Below are 23,293 nucleotides of genomic sequence, written 5' to 3'. Positions count from 1 at the left end.
GATGTCCGCCCAGGATGCGAGCTAAGACCTTGCCATCGACAGCGTGTAAGCCTAATTTCCATGTTGCAATCATAGCAGCCTGAACAACATTCCTGTAGCTGATCTGCTATGTCAGCCTCGCCTTTCTCTGCCCAGCGGCATGTTCCGAGTATTGCTGAATCTCAAGTGGGGCTAAACTCGGGAGTTTGCGGAGCATCTTCATTCAAACAGCCTAACAAAGAAAGCAGCGATTAGGACCGTCATGCGCAAACTGATGCGTTTGGTGTTTGCAGTGATTCAATCAGGGCTAGCTCCAACCCGACTACCCTTGAAAATCGAGACAATGTCGTGCATTTACGAAGCCTGGCACCGAGCGGCTGCTCGCCAACGCAAGATTCCACTTGCCTAATACATAGGCTTGGGATATGACAATAAGCAATCGTTTATTACCAGATGGACAACCAGGGTGCTTACTGGCAAAATCGGCACCCTATGAAAATTCAAGCCTTCTTCCTCAAAGTCTCCTCCTCCCTGCTGTTCGCTGCCATTACTGGCTGCGGGAGCGGTGGGGGTAGCAGTTCTTCCCCTAGTACCGAAACTAGTACGACGCCGCAGCCATTCTCCTTGCTAAGCAGCCAACCTGGTGACAAGGCGGCCGATGGGGGGCGCGAAGCTGCGCTAACGTTGACCTTCAGCGAGCCAATCGATGCAGGCACAGCCAACGCGAGCGCGCTCAAGCTTTCTGGCCCGGATGGGATTGTCGTACCAGTCACCATATCGGCGACCGGCAAAGAACTTCGGGTACTCCCCAACACGCTTCCTCTTCCAGGCAACACGACATATCAACTGGACCTTGGCGCGACCATCGCCAGTACCAATGGACGAACACTCGGAGCAGCGACGAGCCGGAGCTTTACGACAGCGGCACAACATTGGGCTGCTGCGTCGAGCAAAGTTAGTGGCCTGAGCTATTTCACAGCCGGGACGGCGCCGGTGATAGCTAATGATGGCAAGGGAAATACCGTCGCTGTCTGGTACGCAGTGACCGCCCCCAACACAATATATTTCAGCCTCCTCGATGCACAAAAGAACACCTGGAGCGCCCCGGCGCCTCTGTATGTTGCTGCCGAATCCAATCCCATTGGTGGCGTGCAAATGGTGAGCGCACCAACAGGGGACGTCTACCTGGGTTGGAGCGAGTACCGGAATGGCGACTCCGCTTTTCTACTGAAGCGCTATCGTGCCGATCTCGCGACGTGGGAAGCGGCGACCGAAGTAAGCGTGGTTCCCGCCACCGCGAAGTTCGACGGGGCAGTTATGGCTGCAGATCCATCTGGAAAGTTGTATTTTTTCAGCCAGGCCTACGGATTTGCCACTGCGCCGGGTTTATTTGCGTCAAGCTACGATCTGAAGACATCCGCATGGAGCACTCCAGTGCGCCTGGACACCGGATCTAGCAAGTACTTCTACGGTTATGCCCTGGCAGTCGACGGTAGCGGCAATGCTGTCGCGGCCTGGGTTGAGAATGGATTGAAGGTCTCGCGATACAACAAGAGCGATGGCTCTTGGAGTGCAGCTCTGGAACTCGACAAATCTGCTGTGTATGGGCTGCGACTCGCTGCATCGGCAAACGGCAATGTTGCACTCAGCTGGAAGCGCGAATATGGGATGATGGCAAGTCCAACCGCGCACGCAGCGATTTACGACGTGCGAAAGGCTGCCTGGAGTCCGATACGTCGCCTGGACAAGAGTGCCTCATTCGTCGGGGTGAATCCTCCAGTGATCGCGATCGACAGCACGGGCAATGTCACGGCAGTTTGGCTCGAAGGAGATGCGATCAATGGCGCTCGCTTTGATGCCGCCTCATCTCAATGGTCAGAGCCACAAACCGTGCTTCCCCGCGCAGGTATTCTGGCTGAACCAAGAATCGGTGCCGATTCAGCTGGCAATGTCGTCGTCACAGCAGTACAAGACAATCTTCCGATTGCGGCCCATTTCTATTCAAGGACCAAGCAGTGGAACACCGCGGCCATCAACGAGTACGCGGCCAGTCCCTATCTGTTTGCGAATTCGCCGGCGCTAGTGGTAGCCGCTTCGGGCACAGCGACCGCCGTATGGAGTTTCAACTCCGGGCTAAACGCGGAGATGCGTGCAAACCGTTTCCAGTGATGCGCGGGACCATTGAACCGGACAGGAAGTTCATGGATCTGATCTATGCCGGGTGCAAAGGTCACGCGCGCCGACTGGTTTCAGCAATTCAGACTTGATGCTACGTCCAGTGATCAGTGATCACACTGCGGACGTAGCTGGTCAGCTACCCTCTTCTACTGTGCCGGGAAAGTCTTCAACTTATGGCACGAAGAAGGTTACGCTGTATTGGAAAGACTTGGCTTGCCCGCCAACTTTCACATTGCTGATCTGGACATTGAACTTGGTGTCGGCCGGAGAGCGTGACCATTCGCTTGCGGGAGCGTCCAGTTTCCAGCTCATGGTGTTGTCGCCGTAACCGCTTGGCAGTTGACCGACATTGCTGACGGAGAGGACTTTGCCCTGGTCATTGCTCATCGTCACGCTCGCGCCGCTGAAGTCTGCGCCGGGCAAAGAGAAACTCCAAGGGTGGCTAGGGTCGGCGACTTTCGTGGTCCAAGGCACGTAGCCACGCGCCGGCCAGGCGACGCCTGTTTCCGCCACGGTCGCCGGTGCGGTGACGGTTCCGTCAAATACCCACAACGAGTTGGCTCGCGTCGTATCGCCAGTCCCAACCTCGCCCAGGCGCGAATAAAGCACCCAGCGGCGGTGCCCCAGGCTCGAAGTGCCGCTATCGGCAATATACGCCCGCACAGCATTTGGTCCTGCGTTGCCCAGCGCCAGATTGGACCTGCCCGCTGCCGTCGCGCCATCAGCCGTATAGCAACTCCACGAAGTGGGCGGCGAGTGGCTTAGCTGGGAGTTCGCATCCATCATCAAGGCCGCTTGCTGTGCCATCGCCGAATGCGTGAGATTGAGGGAAACATTTCCTGGCAAACCGGCCAATACGCGGAAGCTGTTCACGGTATTGAGCACAGCCGCCTTATATTCGGCAGAGGTGGTACCGGCGACACAGCCCTGGGTCGACCCGGTCCACTGCATCGGAACCGAGAAGGCAGGCAGCATGGTTGTGTTGTAAAAGGCCGCGACTTCCGCCCTGCTGCTGGTGTTGATTGCCGCCATGCCGCCGGATGGCGTGGTTGGGGTGGTTGGGGTGGTCGGCGTGGTGGGCGCAGTCGGCGACGTGGGAGTGGTCGGGGTAGTCGGCGTGGTGCCCGGGGAAGTAAGCGATTGCCCGGACGAACTGGATGGCTCGGAACCGCCGCCGCCGCAACCCGCCATCAACGCCGTCAAAGTCACCACCAGGATTCGCGCTGCGGGGGATGCTGTTGTCGTTTTCATCATTAGCCTCATTTTATTGCCATACGGCACAATTAACTGAGGCGGCATTATTACCTAGTTGTAGGAAAGTCAGCGTCTGATTGGCCGTTTTCTCATGAATCTGCTATTGGGGACGTCCCATTGAGGCATCCGAAGGATGCCTGAGAATTCGTGGGATTGCTCTATTAGCCTTGCCGGGGTTCGGTAGTATAGTTTCGTCCCGGATTGCCAACTTGCCCTGAACTGTACATGTCCGATACCCTGATCAAAATTAACCGCTGGCCCGTCATCGGTCCCGTAGTGCGCGCCATTGGCCTGCCTAACCCGACTGAGTTGCTTCGCTCTGCCGATCCGTATGTTGCGCAGCCTTTCCTGTCAAAGTCGTTCCTGCTTGCGAAGACCGAGGGGGCCTATGCGTCTTCCAGACTTGCGGATGTACTCCTGCGCGCAGGCGGCAGGGACGCCACCGAGTCCGTCGATATCTTCGTGATGGATGCAACCGGCTGCCGCAGCGTCGTCGACCTGCGGGCCGTGTATTCGGCTTTTCACCAGGAGATCAGGCGCATCGCTCGCAATGGACGCGTGCTGCTGGTTGCTCCGCCGGTCGATTCCGCACTGGATCCTGTGGCGGCGGCCGTGGCGCGTGGATTGGAGGGCTTTGTCCGTTCGCTGGCGAAGGAACTTGGCCGGCGCGGTGTTACTGCGAACCTGGCCAGCGTGCAGACAGAGGCGTTGGATCGGCTTGACGGCCTGGTGCGCTTCTTCTGCGGGCCGCAATGCGCGTACGTCACCGGCCAGATGGTGCACGTTTCGGCCGAAACGAATGCTCCAGCCGCCCTGCCTTTGACTGCGGCCCTGGCAGGAAAAGTCGCGCTGGTCACTGGCGCCGCGCGCGGCATTGGTCTTGCAACGGCCGAACGGCTGGCGCAGGAAGGGGCCAAAGTGGTGGCGCTCGATATGCCGGCTTCCACCGATGAGTTGAGTGCCGTCGCCAGGCGAATCGGCGGATCACCATTAGCGCTCGATATCGCCGCCTCTGATACCCCGGCGCAGCTTGCACGATTCCTGAAGGAGAACTTCGGCGGCGTTGACATTGTCGTTCATAACGCCGGCGTAACACGTGACCGGACGCTGGCCAAGATGGAAGCGCGCCAATGGGAGCAGGTGCTTGACATCAATCTTGCGGCCATCGCGGCGATCGACAAGCGAATACAGGAGGAGGCTTTGATGCGCGAAAGTGGGCGCGTTGTCTGCTTGTCTTCGATCAGCGGCATCGCCGGCAATTTTGGCCAGACAAACTACGCCACCTCGAAAGCAGCCTTGATCGGCTACGTTGCAGCACAGGCGCGCTTGCATGCTCCACGCGGGATCACTTTCAATGCCGTCGCGCCGGGCTTCATTGAAACGCCAATGACCCGGAAAATGCCTTTCATGACGCGTGAGATCGGAAGGCGCCTCAACTCGCTGGCGCAAGGCGGCAAACCACGCGATGTCGCCGAGCTGGTGACCTTCCTGTGCACACCCGGCGCCTGCGGAATCAGCGGGCAGACGATCCGGGTGTGTGGCCAGGGATTGATGGGTGCTTGATCCTTCAGCGGATATGCAAGGGGAGTGAACTCCCCTTCCGTTCATCAAGCCTGTTCAGCAAGATCTTTCAATCCGTCCTTGATCTTCATTCCCTTGGCTTTGTTGGTCAACTCCTTGGCCAGCTGCTTGCCCGGCGCCGTGCTGGGGCCTGCATCCTTGACCCAGGCCGCTGCGCGCTTCAATTCGGCCGGGCTCATGACCGTGCTGCTGTCGATCAGTTTGGCGGCTGCGCCGAAGTCGGCCTTGCGATCACGGAAGCGCGTTGCCATGCGCTTGGCTTCGATATAGGCGAAGTGCGGGCGCAGCACCGGATTGGCGATTGCAGCGTCAATAGCGGCCATGCCTTCGTACAGGTGGTCGCCGCCGATGGCCAGTGACAACAGCGTGTCGGGCGTTGACAGCACTTTCAAGGCTGCTTCCGCATGCGCCTGGTCGACTGCGGATGTCACCATCACCGTGTTCTCGCCGGTGCAGGTGCATTCCAGGCCGCCATTGTCCCAGCGAGCTTCGACGATGATCCGGTAAGCGCCTGGCATCGGGAACAGTGCCCCCTGGCCGCCGCGCAGCAGGGTCAGCGAGTGCTCCACGGTGCCCTGCGCTTCCAGCGGTTCAACCTGGTCGTCTTCAACGCAGATGACGATCGGCGCAAAGCTGCGGATCGTGCCGCAAGGGTCGATGACTTTGCCTCGCACAATGCCGCTCTTCATGCTCAATGTGTTAGGGGCGGCGATCGGGGTGCTGGACTGGTTCTGCATCGTGATGTTCACGCGCACCGGTGCACCGATTGGCACCGCGCTGGCGACCGGGGTGACGAACATGCTCAGGCCGTCGATCTCCAGTTCCATGTCGGTCGGGCTGATTGGCGTGGACCCGTAGCTGGTGCCGAATGGCAGGCCGCCTGGACGCACGTAGATATCCGGCATGTGGCGCAGGCGCTTGGCATCATCCGGGTTGTAGGACCACTGGATATTGGCTGGGAATTGCAGGCTGCCCGGATTCAGCGAGCGCGAGGCAATCACGTCGGTGGTGCACAGGTAGCCGTTGTCGGCGGTGTTGTGGTACAGGCCCATGGCATGGCCAATTTCGTGCACCGCGGTGCGGAAATATGGCGCGGCCGCGGTGCCGAAGCGCTGGCCGGCTACCGTGCCCCACTCCGCCGTGTTCGGCATGGTCCAGTGGGAGGAAATGGCGCAGCCTTCGCGCGGGACGTTATTGGAATCCGTGCCGCCGTTGTCGTACATGATGCCGCGCTCGGTCTCGTCGAGCCTGCGCATGGCCAGCACGTGGTAGCGCCATTCCACATCCAGGTTGGACGCGTCGCGTTTCGCCAGCATGGCGGCATGGGCTTCGCCGTTGGACCACGAAATACCGCTTGGTTCGGCAACATTGTTATTGCTCTGGATCGCGTTGATGTCCCAGTCGACGCTCTTGCCGACGGCAGCCCAGTCCACGCCGGCGCCATTGTTGATCACGGCCTCGGACTGGCTGACGCGGTCTACCTCGATGGTTGCCTTGCGCAGGAATTCGGAGACCCAGCCCATCGTCAGGCGGCCGACAATGACATTGGCGGCATTCTTCACGTCGCCGGCCAGGTAGTGGTTAGGCGCCGGGAACCCTGCGGGGGCGGGCTGCCAGCTCATCTGTGCGGTCATCTCTTCCTTGCTCCAGGTGCCGCCGGTATTCCATGCGCCGGGGTTCTTGGTAAATCGCCACATCTCGAAGCCCAGGGTGAAGCTGTTCCCGAAGGTGAAGTTCTCCAGGATCTTGGTAACCCGCAGGTAGTAGCGATAACGGCTGCGCGACAGGATCGGGATGCCGTTGGCCGGATTCGGCCCCGCCAGGAGCAGCGGGCGCGCAAGGTCAGCCGGCAGGGCACTCTTCAGGGGCAAGAACAGGACCGGGCGCTGATACAGGTCGCCGCTCGCAGTGCGTCCATCGGCATGCTTTTCCACGCGCATCGTGCCGTCGTAGGTCGCCAGGTGGATCCCGCTCGGTGTGTAGTTCAGCAAGTAGCAGCCTGGCCGCACGCTCTTGATACGCAGGAGTTCCGGGTTCACCAGTTCGCCGGGGCCAGTCAGGCCTGGGCGAATGTCGGCAGCGGATTGTGGCGACGGCATATCGAGTGCGTCGGGCATCGGGGGAAACATCTGGTTCGATTGCATGGCGGAAGCATTGTTTTGGGCATCCATTGCATAACTCCTTGTTTGGACTTCGGGTCTGTGAAAGTGCTGCGAACATGCTGGCTACGCGATGTGGCGCGGCTGCATGTCCAGCACTTTAGGGAGTTGGGACGAAGCGCGAATTGGTGCTGGCACCTAGTTTTGAGTTCGGTTGCCCCCTATTTTTCAAAGGCGCCGGATACCGTGCTACGATGGCCGGCCTCGACACTCGCCCTGCAAAGCCCATGTCCAGGCCTGAACTGACTCGTCGCACGCTCCTGTTGGCGCTTCTCTTATCCAGCTTTGCGTCGCAAGCAGCCGATATGCGCCGCTCCCCGCCGGTCCTGCCGGGCAGGCTATTGATTGAAGACGGCCGCCAGCAGGCTTTTGAGACGAGCCTGGTTGAACTTTCCAGCGGGAAGACGCAACGCATGCCCCGCAGCGAAATTGCGAAAGGCCAAACCAGCGCGGACACCTGGGCCGCCGGGCACCCCGCAGGCAGCGGAACGCTCTTGCGAACCGATCCGCTCGGCAACCTCGCCTTCATGGATGGCCGCACGATGGACGTGCTTGCTGCCATCAACCTGGTGCCGTTGCGCGAACGAGGCCTGGACCCACAATTCCGTTCCGCCATCCCCTCCCCCGATGGCAAATACCTGCTGGGATACTGGCAACCCAACCAGGAGGGCAAGCCGCGCCTTTTCGTCATCGGCCGGGAACTGAAGCTGATCGAGAACGACTCGCCGCTACGCTACCCGACACAAGGCGCGACGCACGCGCTCGACTGGCTGCCTGACGGCCGCTACGTTTACCTGGCCGGCAACGCCCTGGTCGTCGCCAGGCCCGGCGAAGGGATCATTTCGCAAACAAGGCTCGAGATACCGGGCGGCGCCGATGTGGAAGGCGCCAGCCTGAAAGCCAGTCCGGACGGCAAACATGTCATCCTGACTCTTGAGACACAGGCCAGGGTGCCGCTCGGTCTGCTTTACGCGGCCCGCATCGGCGACAGCAAATTGCAACTGCTTACGCAGCCTTCCGCGGGCATCGCCAATGGCTCGGTTCGACTATCGGTACAAGGCGCAGCCTGGTCACCCGACGGGCGCTGGATCGCCTTTGTCATGCGCGGCATCAACCCGGGCACGCCAGGCTACTACCAGGCTTGCCAACCGGTGCAGGTCATTCCCTTCGACGGGGCCACCCATATCATCGGCGGCGCCGAAGATCGCTATTCCATTCACCTTCCGCGCGACAGCAAACCCCTGGCCGCGTGCGGCCGCATCAACTGGCTGCCCTGAGGCGGCTTACGTTTCGAAAGGTGATGCGTCGTACCAACGCCGGGAACTATTCTTCGAAGTTGCCGTGTGAAAACTGGTAAACCTGTGTAATATCGTCATTGCCGTACAGAAATTGCATCTTCCTGGTGACGCCCTACCTCCGCGCACCGCTCCGCCGTCCAAGGCGACCGAGTTCCCACAGCCCTGAATCCTGCTGTTCCGAGTCTGGCTCCGTTTATCCAAACGCGACTGCCCGATCCGTCTCATTTCAACGTCCGAGGTAGCGTTATGAACAGGATTTTCCGAGTTGTGTGGAATGCCAGCATGGGCATGTGGCAAGTACGTTCCGAACTGGGCGGCGCCCATGGCAAAGCACGCAGCGCGCGCGCCACGCGTCGCGCGATGGCGGCAGCGAGCCTGTCCTTGCTTGGTGGAGCAGCGTTGGCGGCCGACCTGCCTACCGGCGGCGTGGTCGTCGCCGGCCAGGGCCAGATCAGCCAGCAAGGGAGCTCGATGACGATCAACCAGGGCGGCGCCAAGATGGCGATCGACTGGAATTCGTTCTCGATCGGCAAAGGGAATACTGTCAACTTCGTGCAGCCCTCCTCTTCCGCAGTCGCCCTGAACCGCGTCACCGGCAGCGACGTTTCGCAGATCCAGGGCGCACTGAAGGCAAATGGCCAGGTCTTCCTGCTGAACCCGAACGGCGTGCTGTTCTCGCCGACGGCGCAGGTGAATGTGGGCGGCCTGCTCGCCTCGACCCTGAACATGAGCAACCAGGACTTCATGTCCGGTAACTACACGCTGCAAGGCGCGAGCGCCAACGCGGTCATCAACCAGGGCAACATCAAGGCTTTCAACGGCGGCTCGGTAGCCCTGGTGGCGGCGCATGTCAGCAACGTCGGCGAGATTTCGGCCGAACGCGGGAATGTGCTGCTGGGCGCCGGCAGCGAGGTGATGCTGGACCTCGGCGGCCCAGTCAAGCTGCAGGTCCGGAAAGGCGCCATTGATGCGTTGATCGAGAACGGCGGCGCCATTCGTGCCGACGGCGGCAATGTGCTGATGACTGCAAAAGCGGCCGGCGACCTGATTAGCACCGTCATCAACAACGATGGCGTGGTACAAGCGCGCACCCTGGCCACCGGCGAACAGGGCCAGATCCTGCTGTTGGGCGATATGGAAAACGGCCGCATCGACATCGCAGGCAAGCTCGATGCCAGCGCGCCGGACGGCGGCAACGGCGGCTTTATCGAGACTTCCGCGGCGCATGTCGCGACGGCACGTGCCGTGCATATCGACGCCAGCGCAGCACATGGACAGGGAGGCCATTGGCTGATCGATCCGTACAACTATACGATCGACGCCAGCGCGGCAAGCAATATCGTCAGCGCCCTGAACGTGGGCACCAGCGTGACCATCACCACCCAGTCCAGCCTCGCGAATTACGGCAGTACCGGTTCTGGCAGCGGCGACATCACCGTCGCCAGCGCAATCAGCAAGACCGCCGGCGGCGATGCGACGCTGACGCTGCGCGCCGACCGCAATATCGCCGTGAACAGCGAGATCAGTTCCACCGTCGGCAAGCTTGGCGTGACCTTGAGCGCGGCCAACGCGGCGAACGCCACGCTCGGTGGTGTCGACATCAATGCCAATATCAAGAGCAATGGCGGCAATATCATGGTCGGCAGCAATGCGGGCGCACAGGCGAATGGTTTTGGCTATGCACTCAATTCCAGCTCCGGCACCGCTGCCGTGGTCGTGGAGCGCGGCATGAATGTCCTGTCCGGCGGCGGCAACATCGTCATCAACGGCAAGTCGCTGGTTGGCTCCAACAACGGCAGCTATACGGGCGTCACCGGCGGCGTGTACATCATGTCGAATGCGAATATCAACTCCGGCACCGGCAACCTGTTCATCACCGGCGTCAGCACCGCCGGCAACAAAACGTTTGGCGTCGCCTTCGAGGGCAATTCGAACACCCTCACCACGGTCGGCAACTCGGCTGGCGGCGGCATGCTGCTGAACGCCGTCAATACTACTGCGGGCAATACCCAGGCGGTGCTGGACCAGGGCGCGATCGGCCTGGTCTCTTACGGCAATCGGGCACGCGTGGCATTCCAGGGCAACTCGGTTGCCAGCTGGCTGGTGCTCGTGAACGGCGTTCCACAACTGTCGGCCTACACCCAGTCGCCGCAGTTGTCGAGCTGCGCTTCGCCTTACCCGAACTGCGGCACGCTGGTCATCCCGGGCTCGAACAACAGCTACCTGTACGCGACCTACCAGGCCGTCAGCATGTCGACGCAGCCGATCTACGTGATCCAGAATGCTGCCGGCACCAAGACCTACGACGGTAACAATACCGCCACCGGCCTCTCCTTCACCACGATGGGCGGCCCGAATGGCTTCTCCGTTTCGGCGCTGACGCCAGCGGTGTCATACACGACCAGCAGCAAGAATGCAGGTTCCTATGCCAGCCTGAACGCCGATGCGGCCAATCCATCCAGCTACACCAGCGCGGGGACTACTTATGCCGTGGGCTATTTCAACACGGGCAGCTATACCATCACGCCGAAGAACCTGACCCCGACTGCTTCCAGCAAGGTGTATGACGGGACGACTGCAGCAGCTGTTTCCGCAACCGGCATCGTGGCCGGTGATGCGGTCAGCCTGAGTGGCAGCGGCGCCTTTGGCAGCAAGAACGTTGGCAATTACACTGTCGATATCAGCAACATCACCCTCAGTGGCGCCGACGCCGGCAACTACACGCTGGCCAACACTTCGGCCAGCGCGTCCGCCAGCATCACTGCTCGTCCCATCACGCTGACGGCGGCGAAGATGTATGACGGCAGCACCGACATGAGCGGCTATGTCACGCTGGGCAACCTGGTCTCCGGCGAGAGCTTGAACTACGCGGGCGCCACTGCGAACAGCGCCAATGTGAACGGTGCAAGCTATCTGAATGCCATTACGCTGGCCAACGGCAGCAATGGCCTGGCGTCCAACTACAGCCTGCCCGGCCTGGGCTCAGCCGGCGCGGCGAATTCCGCATCCGTCGCGGCCAAGGCCTTGACCCTGACCGGGCTTGTGGCGGCCGAGAAGGTCTACGACGGCAATACCTCGGCAACGCTGAACGGCGGAAGCTTGAACGGCCTGGTTGGCGCTGAGACCTTGAACTTCTCGGGCTTGACCGGCGCCTTCGCAGACAGGAATGTCGGCGCGGCCAAAGCAGTGACTGTGAGCGGCCTGCAGCTGTCGGACGGAACCGGCCTTGCTTCGAACTACACCATCAGCAATCCTTCCGGGGTGACTGGCACGATCACGCCGCGCGCTACCACGGTGTCGGGCATCACCGCGTCCGGTAAGACTTACGACGGCAGCACGGCGGCGCAGATCGATACCAGCAACGCAGTATTCTCCAACCTGGTTGCCGGCGAAGCCATCAGCCTCTCGGCGACCGGCGCGTTCTCCGATGCGAATGCCGGAAGCGACAAGGTCGTGGCCATTAACAGCAACTATAGCGGCGGCAGCAACTACACCATCACCAGCCAAGCCAGTACGGCCGCGACTATTGCTCGCAAAGCCCTCACCGTTGTCGGCATGTCGGCTGCCGACAAGACTTATGACGGCACGACTGACGCCACCCTGGCCGGCGGCGCGTTAAGCGGCCTGGTAGGTTCGGAGACCTTGAGTTTCGCCGGACAGACCGGTGCATTTGCGAATCGCAATGCCGGCGTCAACAAATCTGTTTCCGTCAGTGGGATCGTGCTCGCTGACGGTACCGGCCTGGCATCGAACTACGAGCTGACGATGCCAACCGGCGTTACTGCGGCGATCACACCGCGCGCGACGACTGTGTCCGGCATTACTGCAGCCGGTAAGACCTATGATGGCACCACTGCGGCACAGCTTGACACCAGCAATGCCGTCTTCTCCAACCTCGTCTCCGGCGAGACGATCAGCCTTTCGGCAACCGGCGCGTTCGCAGACAAGAATGCCGGCGCTGCCAAGGTGGTCAACATCGCCAGCAGCTACGGCGGCGATTACGTCGGCAACTACATCATCACGGGCCAGTCCGACACCAGTGCGTCCATCGCGCGCAAAGCGCTGACAATCGTCGGCATGTCGGCGGCCGACAAGACTTATGACGGGACCACGGGCGCCAGCCTGGTAGGCGGTTCCTTGAGTGGCTTGGTCGGTTCGGAAACTCTGAGTTTCTCCGGCCAGACCGGGGCGTTTGCAGATCGCAACGCGGGCAATAACAAGGCGGTTTCCGTGAGCGGCATTGTGCTCGCTGATGGTACCGGCCTGGCGTCGAACTATCAGTTGACGATGCCGGCCGGGATGACGGCCTCCATCTTCCCGAAAGCGTTGAGCGTGGGCGACCTGGCCACCGCAGACAAAGTGGAGGACGGCAATACCATAGCGGCGCTCACCTCCAGCGGTTCCCTGTCCGGCGTCATCAGCGGCGATGACGTGAGCGTCGACAGTAGTGCGGCGAGCGCGCAGTTTGCGCAGGCTACTCCCGGCACCGGGTTGAGCGTCAGCGTGGCTGGACTTGCGCTGGCAGGAAGCGATGCCGGCAACTACAGCTTCTCCGGTAGCGGCGTAAGCACGGCCGGCATCACGGCTGTTCCAGCGCCAACGCCGGTGCCGACACCTGTTCCCGTTCCTGTTCCCGAGACTGCGCCTGTGCCGGCGCCTGCACAGGAGCCAGTTCCTGAACCGGTCAGCGCGCCCGTCCCAGCGCCTGTCCCTGAGCCGGTCTCCGTGCCTGCCCCGGCGCCGGTTCCTGAACCGGTCATCGTGCCGGTTCCGCTTCCTGTACCAGTGCCGGCTCCAACTCCAACCCCAATACCGACGCCGGTCACAGCGCCGACGCCAGTAGTGACGCCCGCGCCTTCGCCAGTGGCCATTCCAACGCCGGCACCAGTCGTACCGGTAGCCCCTGCGCCAGTCGCGCTGCCTGAACCCGCGCCTGTTTCGACTCCGGCAGCGGCCCCGGTTCCGGAAGTCGTACCGGCTCCGGCGCCTGCTCCCGTCGCTGCGCCTGAACCTGCGCCTGTAGCCACGCCAGTGCCAACCCCAATCACAACTCCAGCACCGGCCGCATCGCCAGCAGCCGCCCCTGACGCAAGGACCGCCATTGCAGCCCAGGCCGCGAGCCCTGTAACCATCGGCGGCGCGACCCCAACCTTGCCTTCGCTGAGCGTGGGTGGCTTAAACTACACCGATGTCAGTGACTCGAGCAACGTGCAATCCGGATCCAGCAACCGTGACAACATGCCAGCAACGCAAAGCCTCACCGCAGGCCGCGACGTCAAGTTCCTGAGCGTGTTTGTGGTTTCCGGCGGCATCCAGATGCCATCGGCCGACGCAAGCAACCAAGGAACCGCGACAAACGACCAAAAGTAACGATAGAATGGTGTTGCCAATCAGACAGCGTTGAAAGTCGACATGAGACCAGCTAACACCATTCTGACCACCGCCATCTTTTACGCCTTTGCCGAGGCAGCCCTTGCACAGCAAGGTGCGCAATCCTTACAGGAGAACGGGCAGCGGGCGCTGCGGGAACCCACTCCCGCGCCGCCCCTCCCGCTACCTCCCCCGCCTCCCCCCGTGACGGTTCCACCTGGCGGATTGACAGTCACCCTGAAACAGGTAACGGTCACCGGCAACACCCAGTTCACGCAAGACGAACTCTTGCGTGAACTGGGCCCTGTGGTTGGCAAGACGTTCGATTTCGCCGGCCTCAGCGCATTGGCCGACAAGTTGTCCGCCTACTACCGTGGCGCAGGCTATCCTTTCGCGCGGGCATACCTGCCACAACAGGATTTGCAGCAGGGCGTCCTGCGCATCGAGGTGCTGGAAGGCCGCTACGGTTCCATCACCGCAAATGGCGACAAGTCCCTGAGCCCCGCGGCCCAGCACTTCCTGTCGCCCCTGAAGCCGGGCAGCGTCATCGAAAGCCACGAGCTCGAACGCGTCACCCTGATCCTCGACGACCAGCCGGGCGTGCGCAGCGTGCCTGTAGTCCGTCCAGGCAAGGAGGTCGGCACCGGCGACCTCGCTATCGAAGTGCAGCGCGATCATCGCTATGCGGGCGAGATCGGCCTCGACAACAACGGCACCCGCTACACCGGTCGCACGCGCGCACACGCCAGCCTGGACATCGATAGCCCATTCACGCTAGGTGACCAGATTTCGCTGCAGGGCATGTACACCAACGAGCAAATGTGGTTCGGCTCCGCCGCATACGCCTTGCCTCTCGGCGCAACGGGCCTGCGCGGCCGTATCGGCTACAGCCGTTCGTACTATGCGCTGGCCGACAGCTTCGCCGCGCTGAATGCGACCGGTACGGCCAACGTCAGCAGTGCGGGCCTTAGCTACCCGTTGGTGCGCTCGCAGCGCCGCAACATCACCTTGTCGGCGACGCTCGAACACAAGCGCCTGCGCGACCAGCAAGGCGCCACGGACAGCAACAGCGACAAGAGCAGCAACAGCGTGCCGATCGCCGTCAATTTCGACGTGCGCGACAACCTGTTGCGGGGCGGGGTGACCTACGGTGCCGTTTCCTGGACGCCGGGCCGCCTCAGTCTCGATGGCGCCTTGCTCGAGACCGACGCAGCCACGGCCCGCAGCGCCGGCCGCTTTTCGAAACTGAACCTCGACCTCGCTCGCATCCAATCGGTCGCCGAGCACGTGGACGTGTATGGACGCTTGTCAGCGCAATGGGCCAGCAAGAACCTGGACTCGTCGCAAAAATTCGGCCTCGGTGGCCGCAATGGCGTGCGCGCCTATCCCGGTGGCGAAGGTTACGGCGATGCGGGCGCCCTGCTGCAACTCGAAGTGCGCTATGCCGCCGGAGCATTCATGCCTTACCTGTTTTACGATGCCGGCCGCATCACCTCCAACCGCGACCCCTGGACCAGCGACAGCAATCACCGCACCCTGGCTGGTGCAGGTGCCGGCCTGCGTTATGACAACCGCGCCTTCAATGCTTCCCTGATCGCGGCGTGGCGCACGCGCGGCGGCGAGCCGCGATCCGAGCCGCACCATAGCCAGCCAATGGCGTGGCTGAACGTGGGCTACCGCTTCTGAGCGTCCGATACGCGCGCCGCCCGGCGCAGCATGGTGTTAACCTGCCGCTGCTGACAGCTGGCATACAGGTTGCGCCATGCATTCTGATACTATCGCTCCCTTTCATAAGCAACAATCCAAGACCGTCTTCATCATTGACGACAACGCAATGATGCGGTCGATGATGCGCCTCGGGGCAAACGAAGCCGAACTGGCGGTTCTCGGCGAAGCGGGTACCGCCCAGGCTGGCCTTGCACGCTGCATGCAACTGATGCCAGACATCGTCCTGCTGGACCTCGGGCTGCCCGATGGCGACGGTCTGGAACTGCTGTCCGAACTCAAGGCGCGCTCGCCGGACGTCTTCGTCATTGTCGTATCCGGGCATAACGACCAGGACGTCGTGCGGGCAGCAGTCTCTCGCGGGGCACTGGGCTTCATCGTCAAACCCTTCAGCATCGGCTCCATTACCGACACCCTCATCGCTGCCCGGCGACGGCTGGCGGCCCGGCAATAGACTCCCCGGTCAATCTGTATCAATTTGCAATGCAATGTCGGAAAGCTTTACGCTTTTTCAAGCACGCTGTCATGGCTTCGCGGCAAGTGACTGAAAGTAAAGAAGCTTCCCTTCCAGGCGCGAAAATTGCTAAACGTTTTCCCGACATGTTGATTCACTGGGCAATATTCTCGGGAGGAAATGACGTGCGACAACTCATTGCAAGCAGGCTGCTCGGCATGGCGGTAGCGATGGCGGCCATCAGCGGCACGGCCCAAGCGGTTCCCAACGGGACCATCACCCCCTTGATCACCTCGGGCGCCCTGCCTGATACGCCGGCAGCCCACGTCGACCCGAACAACGCCGCATCTCCCTTTTCGGGCGTCGTCAGCATCAATATCCGCTATGACGGCTTGAGCTATATCTGCTCCGGCGCCCTGGTCGGCAAACGCCAGGTAGTCTCGGCCGGTCACTGCGTGGATACCAATGGCAAAGGCAGCCTGATCGACCTTAACAAGCCCGGCAATGACGTACGCGTTGTCTTTAACGCTTCCTCCACGCCGGGCGATCCTGGCCGCGCCGTCGTCACCGCTACCAAGGTCCAGATGAACCCGAATTACGGAGGCTTCGGCAATTGCCCTGCTGGCGTGCCGGGCTTTTGCGTGAACGATGACCTCGCCGTGATCACGCTTGGCCAGGACGCCCCGGCCTCCGCCAAGGTCTACAAGCTGGCCGGCCAGCAGCTGCAGGCAAATACCCGCATCATCATGGCTGGCTACGGCACCTCCGGCGATGGCATCAATGGCTACACCATCAGTCCCGATTTCCGCATCAAACGTACCGGACAGAACGTCGTCGACCTGTTCGATGCCGACGATGAACAGGGCTTCAATGGCCCGAACGAAGTCTGGTATGCGGACTTCGACGGCAATGGCCACGATTCGTTTTGCGAATGGGGCCTCGCCTGCTCGGCCCAACTGCCCAACGACCGCGAGTCGGGCATTGGCGGCGGCGACTCCGGCGGGCCGTCTTTCATCGAGCAATATGGCGAGCTGATGCTGATTGCCACCAACACGTTCGGCGGCACGCCGGACGGAATTGTCGCCGGCGCGTTCGGCTCCTACTTCGGCGGCATCGTCCTGCACAGCTACCTGGACTACTTGGTGGCCGCGACCGGCGGCGCGATACAGGTGGTTCCGGAGCCGGCCAGCATGGCGGTATTTGCGCTCGGCCTGTTCGCCTTGGCGTGCGTGCGCCGCCGGGAGCGGCGCCCATGACGTTCAACCGGCGGGCTGCATCCAACGCCGTTGCGCCGCAGCCACCCTGTTCCTCGAAGTCCGCTTGCGCCACCAGATCGCCACGCCGGTGACGCTCAGCATCGCCACCACGACACCCATTACGGAAACCAGGATCCGGCCGGGCAGGCCCAGGATGCGGCCGGAATGCAATGGGAACTGGGCCTGCACGAAGATGTCTGCCGCAGTCCCCTTCCAGGGCTGGCGATCACCGAGCAGGCGTCCATCGCCCCCGTCGTAATACAGCACGGCTGGCCCGACGCCGCCTGCGCCGTGATCGTCGCCCGGCTTGAAGAAGCTGACGCCGTAGATGCCGTAGGCCTGGGAATAGAACACGCTGCCGGCCGGTTCCTTCCATGTACGGCGCGCCGCTTCTTGCGCTGCCCGTTGCAATACTTCTTCATAGCCGATATGCGCCAGGATCGGATTGCGCAAATCCCTTGGCGTGCGGGTATCGAAGGGAGTTGGTGTCAACTCCGAGACCGTCTGCATCACCGGGTAGAAGACCTCACGGTACAGGTTCAGCGAGAAGGCGGTGAACGCCAGGATGAACAACAGCCCCCATGTCCACAGGCTGAAAGCGCGGTGCAGGTCAAAATTGAGCTTGGCGCTGCCGCCGCGCCAGCGGACCTTCCATGCGGGCTTCCAGCGCTGCCACCAGCCGCGTGCCCCGGGCGTGCGTGTGCGTACTGGCAGCGTGAGGTAGAAGCCGACAAAACTGTCCACCATCCACACCATTGCTATCACGCCCATCAGCCAGATGCCCCAGCGGTCTATGCCCCACATCTCCGGGACGTGCAGCGAGTAATGCAGGCGGTAGAGGAATGAGACCAGCGTCTCCTTGCTGATCGGCCAGACCGCGCCCCACTCGCGCTTGCCCAACTCCGCGCCGCTGACCGGATCGACGAAGACCTGGTTGAAGCCGGTGGCATCCAACCCGAAGCCCAGCGACTTTCCCTGCTCCGCATGCAGCGGGATGTATGAAACCCTGGCTTCCGGATGGCGCTGCTCGATCTGGCGCGCAAGCGCGAGCGAAGACTGCGGCCGGCCCGGCGTATGAGCCTCCATCAAGTGCGGGTTCAGCAGATCGTCCAGCTCGTGGTCCCACGAGATGACAGCGCCTGTCAGGCCGCTGATGAAGAGGAAGCCCGCCGTGAGCAGGCCAAGATAGCGGTGCACCAGCGTCCAGCTTGCGCGCATGTCAGCCTCGCATCAGAAGCGATACTTCAGACTCGCCGATACACTGCGCGGTGCGGCGTAGGTGATGGCGCCATAGGCGGCGAACATGCCGAAATGCTGTTTGTCGAACAGGTTGCTCACGTTGACCTGCGCCGAAAGCTGCCTGGTGATGTCGTAGCGTGCCATCAGGCTGGCCAGCGCGAAGGAACCCTGTTCAATCACGCCATTGGTCCCGGCGGGAGCAGCCGGATCCAGCGTGTAGGTACGGCTTTCCCAATTCAGGCCGCCGCCCACAGTCAGCGCATCCAGGCGGTAGGTAGTGAAGACGCGGAACAGTTTGCGTGGATAGACGCCGTTGAAATCGGCGCCCGCGGCATCCTTGGCCCTGAACTGGGAAAATCCCGCGGTGGCGTTCCAGCCGGGCGCCAGTTCTCCCGAGACCTCGAACTCAAAGCCATCGCTCTTGGCGCCGCTTGCGGCGCGGTAGTACGCTTCCGGCGCAAGCGGGCCTGTGCCATCGCGGTCGACCAGGCCGGCCTCCTGGGCGAGCTTGTCCTGCTTGATCCTGAATACCGCAAACGACGCATTCACGCGGCCGTCCAGGAATTCGCCTTTGATGCCGCCCTCGTAGCTCTTGCCGACTACCGGGTCCAGGATATTTCCCGCCAGGTCCTTGCGGTTCTGCGGCTGGAAAATGTCGGTGTAACTGGCGTAGGCAGACAGGTTGTCGCTGAGGTCATATACCACGCCGGCATAGGGCGTCAATTCGTGGTCGTGCTTCAGCTGATAGGCCGGGCTCCAGGCTCCGGCGCCGGTCTTGTCGTAGTTGGTGAGGCGCGCACCGATAATCGCCTTCAGCGGATCGGTGATCGAGAAGCGCGCAACACCGTACAACGCTTCCTGCCGGGTCACGCTCTTTTCGTAAAATGTCGGCGCGCCCCAATTCGGCTCAGGATACGCTGCACCATTCCAGTGATTGAAATCGCCTACCGGAGGGTAGTCACTGCCGTAATCGGCGGCACGGCTGTCGGCATTGAATTCCTGCTTCGAGTGCATGTAACCGAACGCCGCTTCATGCTTGCGCCCGGCGAGCGCAAAGGGTCCGCTGGCATGAAGGCTGAAGTCGTCCTGCCGGGTGTGCGTAATGTAGGAGCCTGCAAACGCGCCCATGCCCAGTCCCGTCGCGCGCTCAGGTACCCCTGAGAGGTAAAGCAGCGCGGAATCGGCCTTGCGGTCGCCATGACTGAAGCCGGCGCGCAGCCTCCAGCCGTTGTCGAAGCTGTGTTCAAGGTTGGCGAAGGCGTTCTCGTACGCTGTTTCCCAGCGCGTCCATCCGGCCGCCGACGTTTTCGATACATCCCAGTTGGTCTTGCTGCCGTCGGTGTACCAGTACGGCAGGCCGCCCCACATCGGGCCTTGCGGGTCGTTTTCCTGGCGGCTGTAGCCGGCGGAAAGCACGGTGCCGGGCGCCAGGTCGGCTTCTACAGTGCCATAGAAAGTGTGGCTTTTGCTCTTCATCAGATCGACCCAGCTGTCGGAACGCTGGTATTCACCGACCACCCGGGCGCGTACGCTACCGCTGGCATTGACCGGGGTCGAAACGTCTGCCATGGTGCGGCGCTCGTTCCAGCGGCCGGTGCCAAGCTGCGCGCTGCCGGTGAGCTCCTTGCTGGCCGCACGCTTGCGCACCAGGTTGATGGCCGCCGAAGGATTGCCGGCGCCCGTCATCAAGCCTGTGGCGCCGCGCACCACTTCTAAACGGTCGTAGAGGGCCAGGCTCCCCAATACTTCGCCGGAACTCCATGCCTGCTCCCAGGCCGTCGGCACGCTGTCGATCTGCAGGTTGTCAATGTCGAAGCCGCGCGCGGTAAAACCGGCGCGATGCGTCTCATACTGGTTGACCGAAACGCCGGTCACATTGTTGACCACATCGGTCACGGTCTGTAACGCCTGGTCCTCGATACGCTGCTGGGTCATCACGGATATCGATTGCGGCGTGTCGCGCGGCGAAATGCTCAGCGGCGTGGCCGTCCGGCTGCGTTCCGCGGTGTAGGTGTCCGGCCTTTGCGCGGTGACCTGGATCTGCGGCATCACTGCAGCGTCTTCCGCCAGGACAGCACCCGGAAATGCCAACCCAAGCAATACCGCCAACTTCTTCTTGTCCATCGTTACCTCAGCTAATTATTAATGATTAGCTGGCGAGGAGCTGGCTTTATTAGAAGACGCAAATGATAACCATTCGCATCTAAAAGTCAACACTTGCTTATGCAAGTTACCGGATTAGATTGAAATTGACCCAGATCATGCCGCTGGATTGCGCATAACCCTAGACTTTTTCACATCTATCCATCCCGGAGGCTGCCATGGGGTTCAAGACTGTCGTTGTGCACGTGAATAGTTCCGCCGATACCGAGCGCCGGGTACGGCTGGCATCCCAGATCGTGCGCATGTCAAAAGGCCGCCTGGTCGGTGCGGCGATGAGCGGCATTTCGCGCTTCCTGTACGCCGACCATGCCACCGCCATGGGTGTCAGCCTGGCAGCCCAATGCATCGACGAAGCGCGGGAAGCCGCCCGCGACAGCTTACGGCGTTTCGAGTTGCAATGCGCGATGCTGGACCTGCCGTCCTTCGAATCCCGCCTGCTTGACGACCAGGCCGCGGATGGCCTGGTGCTGCAGTCGCGCTACGGCGACCTCCTGATACTGGGCCAGGTCAACCCGGACGATCCGATTTCGCCAATGGAAGAAGAAACACCCGAATATGTGGCCATGAACAGCGCAAGGCCGGTATTGGTGGTGCCCTATGCCGGCCATTTCGAAGCGCCGTTCCAGCGTGTGCTGGTGGCCTGGGACGGCAGCATGGAGGCCACCCGCGCCATCACCGCTGCCATTCCGCTGATGGAGCAGGCCGGCAAAGTCACGCTGGCTGTGTTCAATGCCGGCCGCGAACCCGAGGCCCACGGCAGCGAACCGGGCGCAGACATGGCCCTCTACCTGGCGCGCCATGGCATCAAGGTCGAAGTCTCCTCGCAAGCGACGGCGATCGACGTCGGCTCTGCCCTGCTCTCCTTCGCCTCGGATCTCGATGCCGATTTGCTGGTCATGGGTTGCTACGGCCATAGCCGCTTGCGCGAAATCATGCTGGGCGGTGCTTCCCGTACGGTATTGCAAAGCATGACGCTTCCTGTGCTGATGGCGCATTAGGTCCGCATTAGGTCTATACTGGCCTGCATGCCAAATCCGTTCGCCAATGTCGCCGCCGCATGGCTGGTGCATCCACTGGAGATGGCCCGGGCGTGGCAGGAGCTTGCCACAGTCGCCTGGGCGACCGGCATGCCTGCGCCCCTGGCGGAAGCTGCGGAGGGCGATGACCGATTCAGCGACGACGCCTGGCGCGACAATCCATTCTTTCATGGCCTGATGCAGCAATACCTCGGCTTCACGCGCACCCTGGAACGGCAGGTCTACGACACGCCAGGCGTGGAAGAAAGCGAAGCCCACAGTGCTGCCTTCTGGCTGCGCCATTGGTGCAACGCCCTAGCCCCCAGCAACTTTCCCTGGACCAATCCGGTCGTACTGCGACGCGCCTTCGACAGCGGCGGGGCTAGCCTGAAGCACGGCTTTGAAGAATGGCTGCGCGATGTGCTGGCAGGCGACCTGCGCATGGTGGATCCGGCCCAGTTCCAGCTCGGACGCGACCTGGCCGCGACGCCAGGGCGCGTTGTGATGCGCAACCAGATGATGGAGCTGATCCAGTACGCGCCTGTTTGCCCGCAAGTTCGGGCGATGCCGCTGGTCCTGGTGCCGCCCTGGATCAACAAGTACTACATCCTGGACCTGACCGCCCAGCAAAGCATGGTGCGGCACCTGGTGCAACAGGGTTTCGACGTGTTCGTCATGAGCTGGAAGAATCCGCGCGCCAATATGCAGGATGCCAGCTTCGAAGACCACCTGTTCGATGGCATCCTCGCTGCCATCGACGCGGCGCGCAACATCGCCGGCGTCCCGCAAGTGCATGCGGTCGGCTATTGCATCGGCGGCACCGCCCTGTCGGCGCTGATGGCGTGGCTGAACCGCCACCATCGGGCGGCGCGCAATGTCCCGGTTGCGCATTGGACGCTGCTGGCCACGCTCACCGATTTTTCCAAGCCTGGCGACATCGCCAGCTTCATCAACGACGAAAGCGTGGCCTTGCTGGACGGCCTGATGGCGCGCCAGGGTTTTCTCGACTCGCAGCAGATCGGCTGGAGCTTCCGCATGCTGCGCCCGAATACGCAGATCTGGCGCTATGTGGTGCACAAGTACCTGCTCGGCGAGCCTGCACCAGCGCTGGCGCCCCTGGCCTGGAACTCGGACGGCACGCGCCAGCCGCGCGCCACGCACAGTTTCTGCCTGCGCGAGCTATACCAGGCCAACAAGCTGGCCCACGCGGATGCGCTTGAAATCCGCGGCCAGAAGCTTGACCTTGGCCGCATCCGCCAAACCCTGTATGCCGTGGGTGCGGTGGCGGACCACATCACCCCCTGGCGCAGCACCTACCGCAGCGCGGCGCTGGTGGGCGCTCCGGTACATTTTGTGCTGACCGCCTCCGGCCATATCCTGGGCATCATCAATCCGCCGGGCGGCAGCGCCAAACAGCAATACTGGTCGGCTCCCCTGATTGCGGGCCGCGACGCCAAGGACTGGCTAGCGGTGCAAACGCCAACTCCAGGCTCCTGGTGGCAGGACTGGACCGCCTGGCTGCACGGGCGCTGCGGCGAGTGGCGCACGCCGGCGCCGGCGGCCCATGCCGATTATCCCTGGCTAGGCGATGCCCCCGGAAACTACGTGCGCGAGCGCTAGC

Annotated in this window: 13 protein-coding genes; 9 read left to right on the top strand and 4 right to left on the bottom strand. The window is 62.0% G+C overall.

Translation table 11 applies throughout. From position 1 onward, the window contains the following. Positions 1 to 471: 471 nt before the first annotated feature. Positions 472 to 2,148, top strand: a complete 1,677-nt coding sequence (locus tag ACN9MU_RS17455) for an Ig-like domain-containing protein (protein ID WP_426343175.1) — start codon at positions 472 to 474, stop codon at positions 2,146 to 2,148. Between the two features lie 180 nt (positions 2,149 to 2,328). Here ACN9MU_RS17455 and ACN9MU_RS17450 read toward each other — a convergent pair whose 3' ends face one another. Continuing rightward, positions 2,329 to 3,411 carry a CAP domain-containing protein gene (locus tag ACN9MU_RS17450; protein WP_426343174.1) on the bottom strand — a complete coding sequence of 361 codons (1,083 nt, stop codon included), beginning with the start codon at positions 3,409 to 3,411 and terminating at the stop codon, positions 2,329 to 2,331. 225 nt (positions 3,412 to 3,636) lie between these two features. On the opposite strand from ACN9MU_RS17450, the gene ACN9MU_RS17445 reads away from it, so the two are divergent. Further along, a complete protein-coding gene (locus tag ACN9MU_RS17445) occupies positions 3,637 to 4,974 on the top strand; it encodes a 3-oxoacyl-ACP reductase (protein ID WP_426343173.1) in 1,338 nt (445 codons plus the stop codon). A gap of 44 nt (positions 4,975 to 5,018) precedes the next feature. Here the strand turns inward: ACN9MU_RS17445 and ACN9MU_RS17440 are convergent, their stop codons facing one another. After that, on the bottom strand, positions 5,019 to 7,163 hold the full coding sequence (locus tag ACN9MU_RS17440; protein ID WP_426335830.1) for a hypothetical protein: 2,145 nt from the start codon (positions 7,161 to 7,163) through the stop codon (positions 5,019 to 5,021). Positions 7,164 to 7,378: 215 nt separating this feature from the next. On the opposite strand from ACN9MU_RS17440, the gene ACN9MU_RS17435 reads away from it, so the two are divergent. The 5 genes from ACN9MU_RS17435 (at position 7,379) to ACN9MU_RS17415 (ending at position 17,254) form a co-directional block, all read left to right on the top strand. Then, positions 7,379 to 8,428: a hypothetical protein gene (locus ACN9MU_RS17435; RefSeq protein WP_426343172.1), complete on the top strand. Its 1,050-nt coding sequence runs from the start codon at positions 7,379 to 7,381 to the stop codon at positions 8,426 to 8,428. Positions 8,429 to 8,695: 267 nt separating this feature from the next. Then, the gene (locus ACN9MU_RS17430; protein ID WP_426343171.1) at positions 8,696 to 13,819 is read left to right on the top strand and encodes a YDG domain-containing protein; all 5,124 of its coding nucleotides are present in this window, start codon (positions 8,696 to 8,698) and stop codon (positions 13,817 to 13,819) included. Positions 13,820 to 14,023: 204 nt separating this feature from the next. Further along, positions 14,024 to 15,505: a ShlB/FhaC/HecB family hemolysin secretion/activation protein gene (locus ACN9MU_RS17425; RefSeq protein WP_426343170.1), complete on the top strand. Its 1,482-nt coding sequence runs from the start codon at positions 14,024 to 14,026 to the stop codon at positions 15,503 to 15,505. A 76-nt stretch (positions 15,506 to 15,581) separates the two neighbouring features. After that, on the top strand, positions 15,582 to 15,998 hold the full coding sequence (locus ACN9MU_RS17420) for a response regulator (protein ID WP_426343169.1): 417 nt from the start codon (positions 15,582 to 15,584) through the stop codon (positions 15,996 to 15,998). A gap of 185 nt (positions 15,999 to 16,183) precedes the next feature. Further along, positions 16,184 to 17,254 (top strand): trypsin-like serine protease, encoded by a 1,071-nt coding sequence (locus tag ACN9MU_RS17415; protein WP_426343168.1) that lies wholly within the window; start codon positions 16,184 to 16,186, stop codon positions 17,252 to 17,254. A 3-nt stretch (positions 17,255 to 17,257) separates the two neighbouring features. Here ACN9MU_RS17415 and ACN9MU_RS17410 read toward each other — a convergent pair whose 3' ends face one another. Then, positions 17,258 to 18,472: a PepSY-associated TM helix domain-containing protein gene (locus tag ACN9MU_RS17410; RefSeq protein WP_426343167.1), complete on the bottom strand. Its 1,215-nt coding sequence runs from the start codon at positions 18,470 to 18,472 to the stop codon at positions 17,258 to 17,260. Between the two features lie 12 nt (positions 18,473 to 18,484). Beyond that, complete coding sequence (locus ACN9MU_RS17405) at positions 18,485 to 20,617, bottom strand: TonB-dependent siderophore receptor (RefSeq protein WP_426343166.1); 2,133 nt, start codon at positions 20,615 to 20,617, stop codon at positions 18,485 to 18,487. A 197-nt stretch (positions 20,618 to 20,814) separates the two neighbouring features. Here ACN9MU_RS17405 and ACN9MU_RS17400 point away from each other — a divergent pair, with 197 nt between their 5' ends. Continuing rightward, a complete protein-coding gene (locus tag ACN9MU_RS17400; RefSeq protein WP_426335822.1) occupies positions 20,815 to 21,654 on the top strand; it encodes a universal stress protein in 840 nt (279 codons plus the stop codon). A 27-nt stretch (positions 21,655 to 21,681) separates the two neighbouring features. Then, on the top strand, positions 21,682 to 23,292 hold the full coding sequence (locus ACN9MU_RS17395) for a PHA/PHB synthase family protein (RefSeq protein ID WP_426343165.1): 1,611 nt from the start codon (positions 21,682 to 21,684) through the stop codon (positions 23,290 to 23,292). Position 23,293 lies beyond the last annotated feature (1 nt).

This window comes from Pseudoduganella sp. R-32 (assembly GCF_049913245.1).
In the GTDB taxonomy this organism is placed as follows: domain Bacteria; phylum Pseudomonadota; class Gammaproteobacteria; order Burkholderiales; family Burkholderiaceae_D; genus Rugamonas.
Note: the sequence above shows the minus strand (reverse complement) of the source record. Positions and strands in the feature narration are given on the sequence as shown.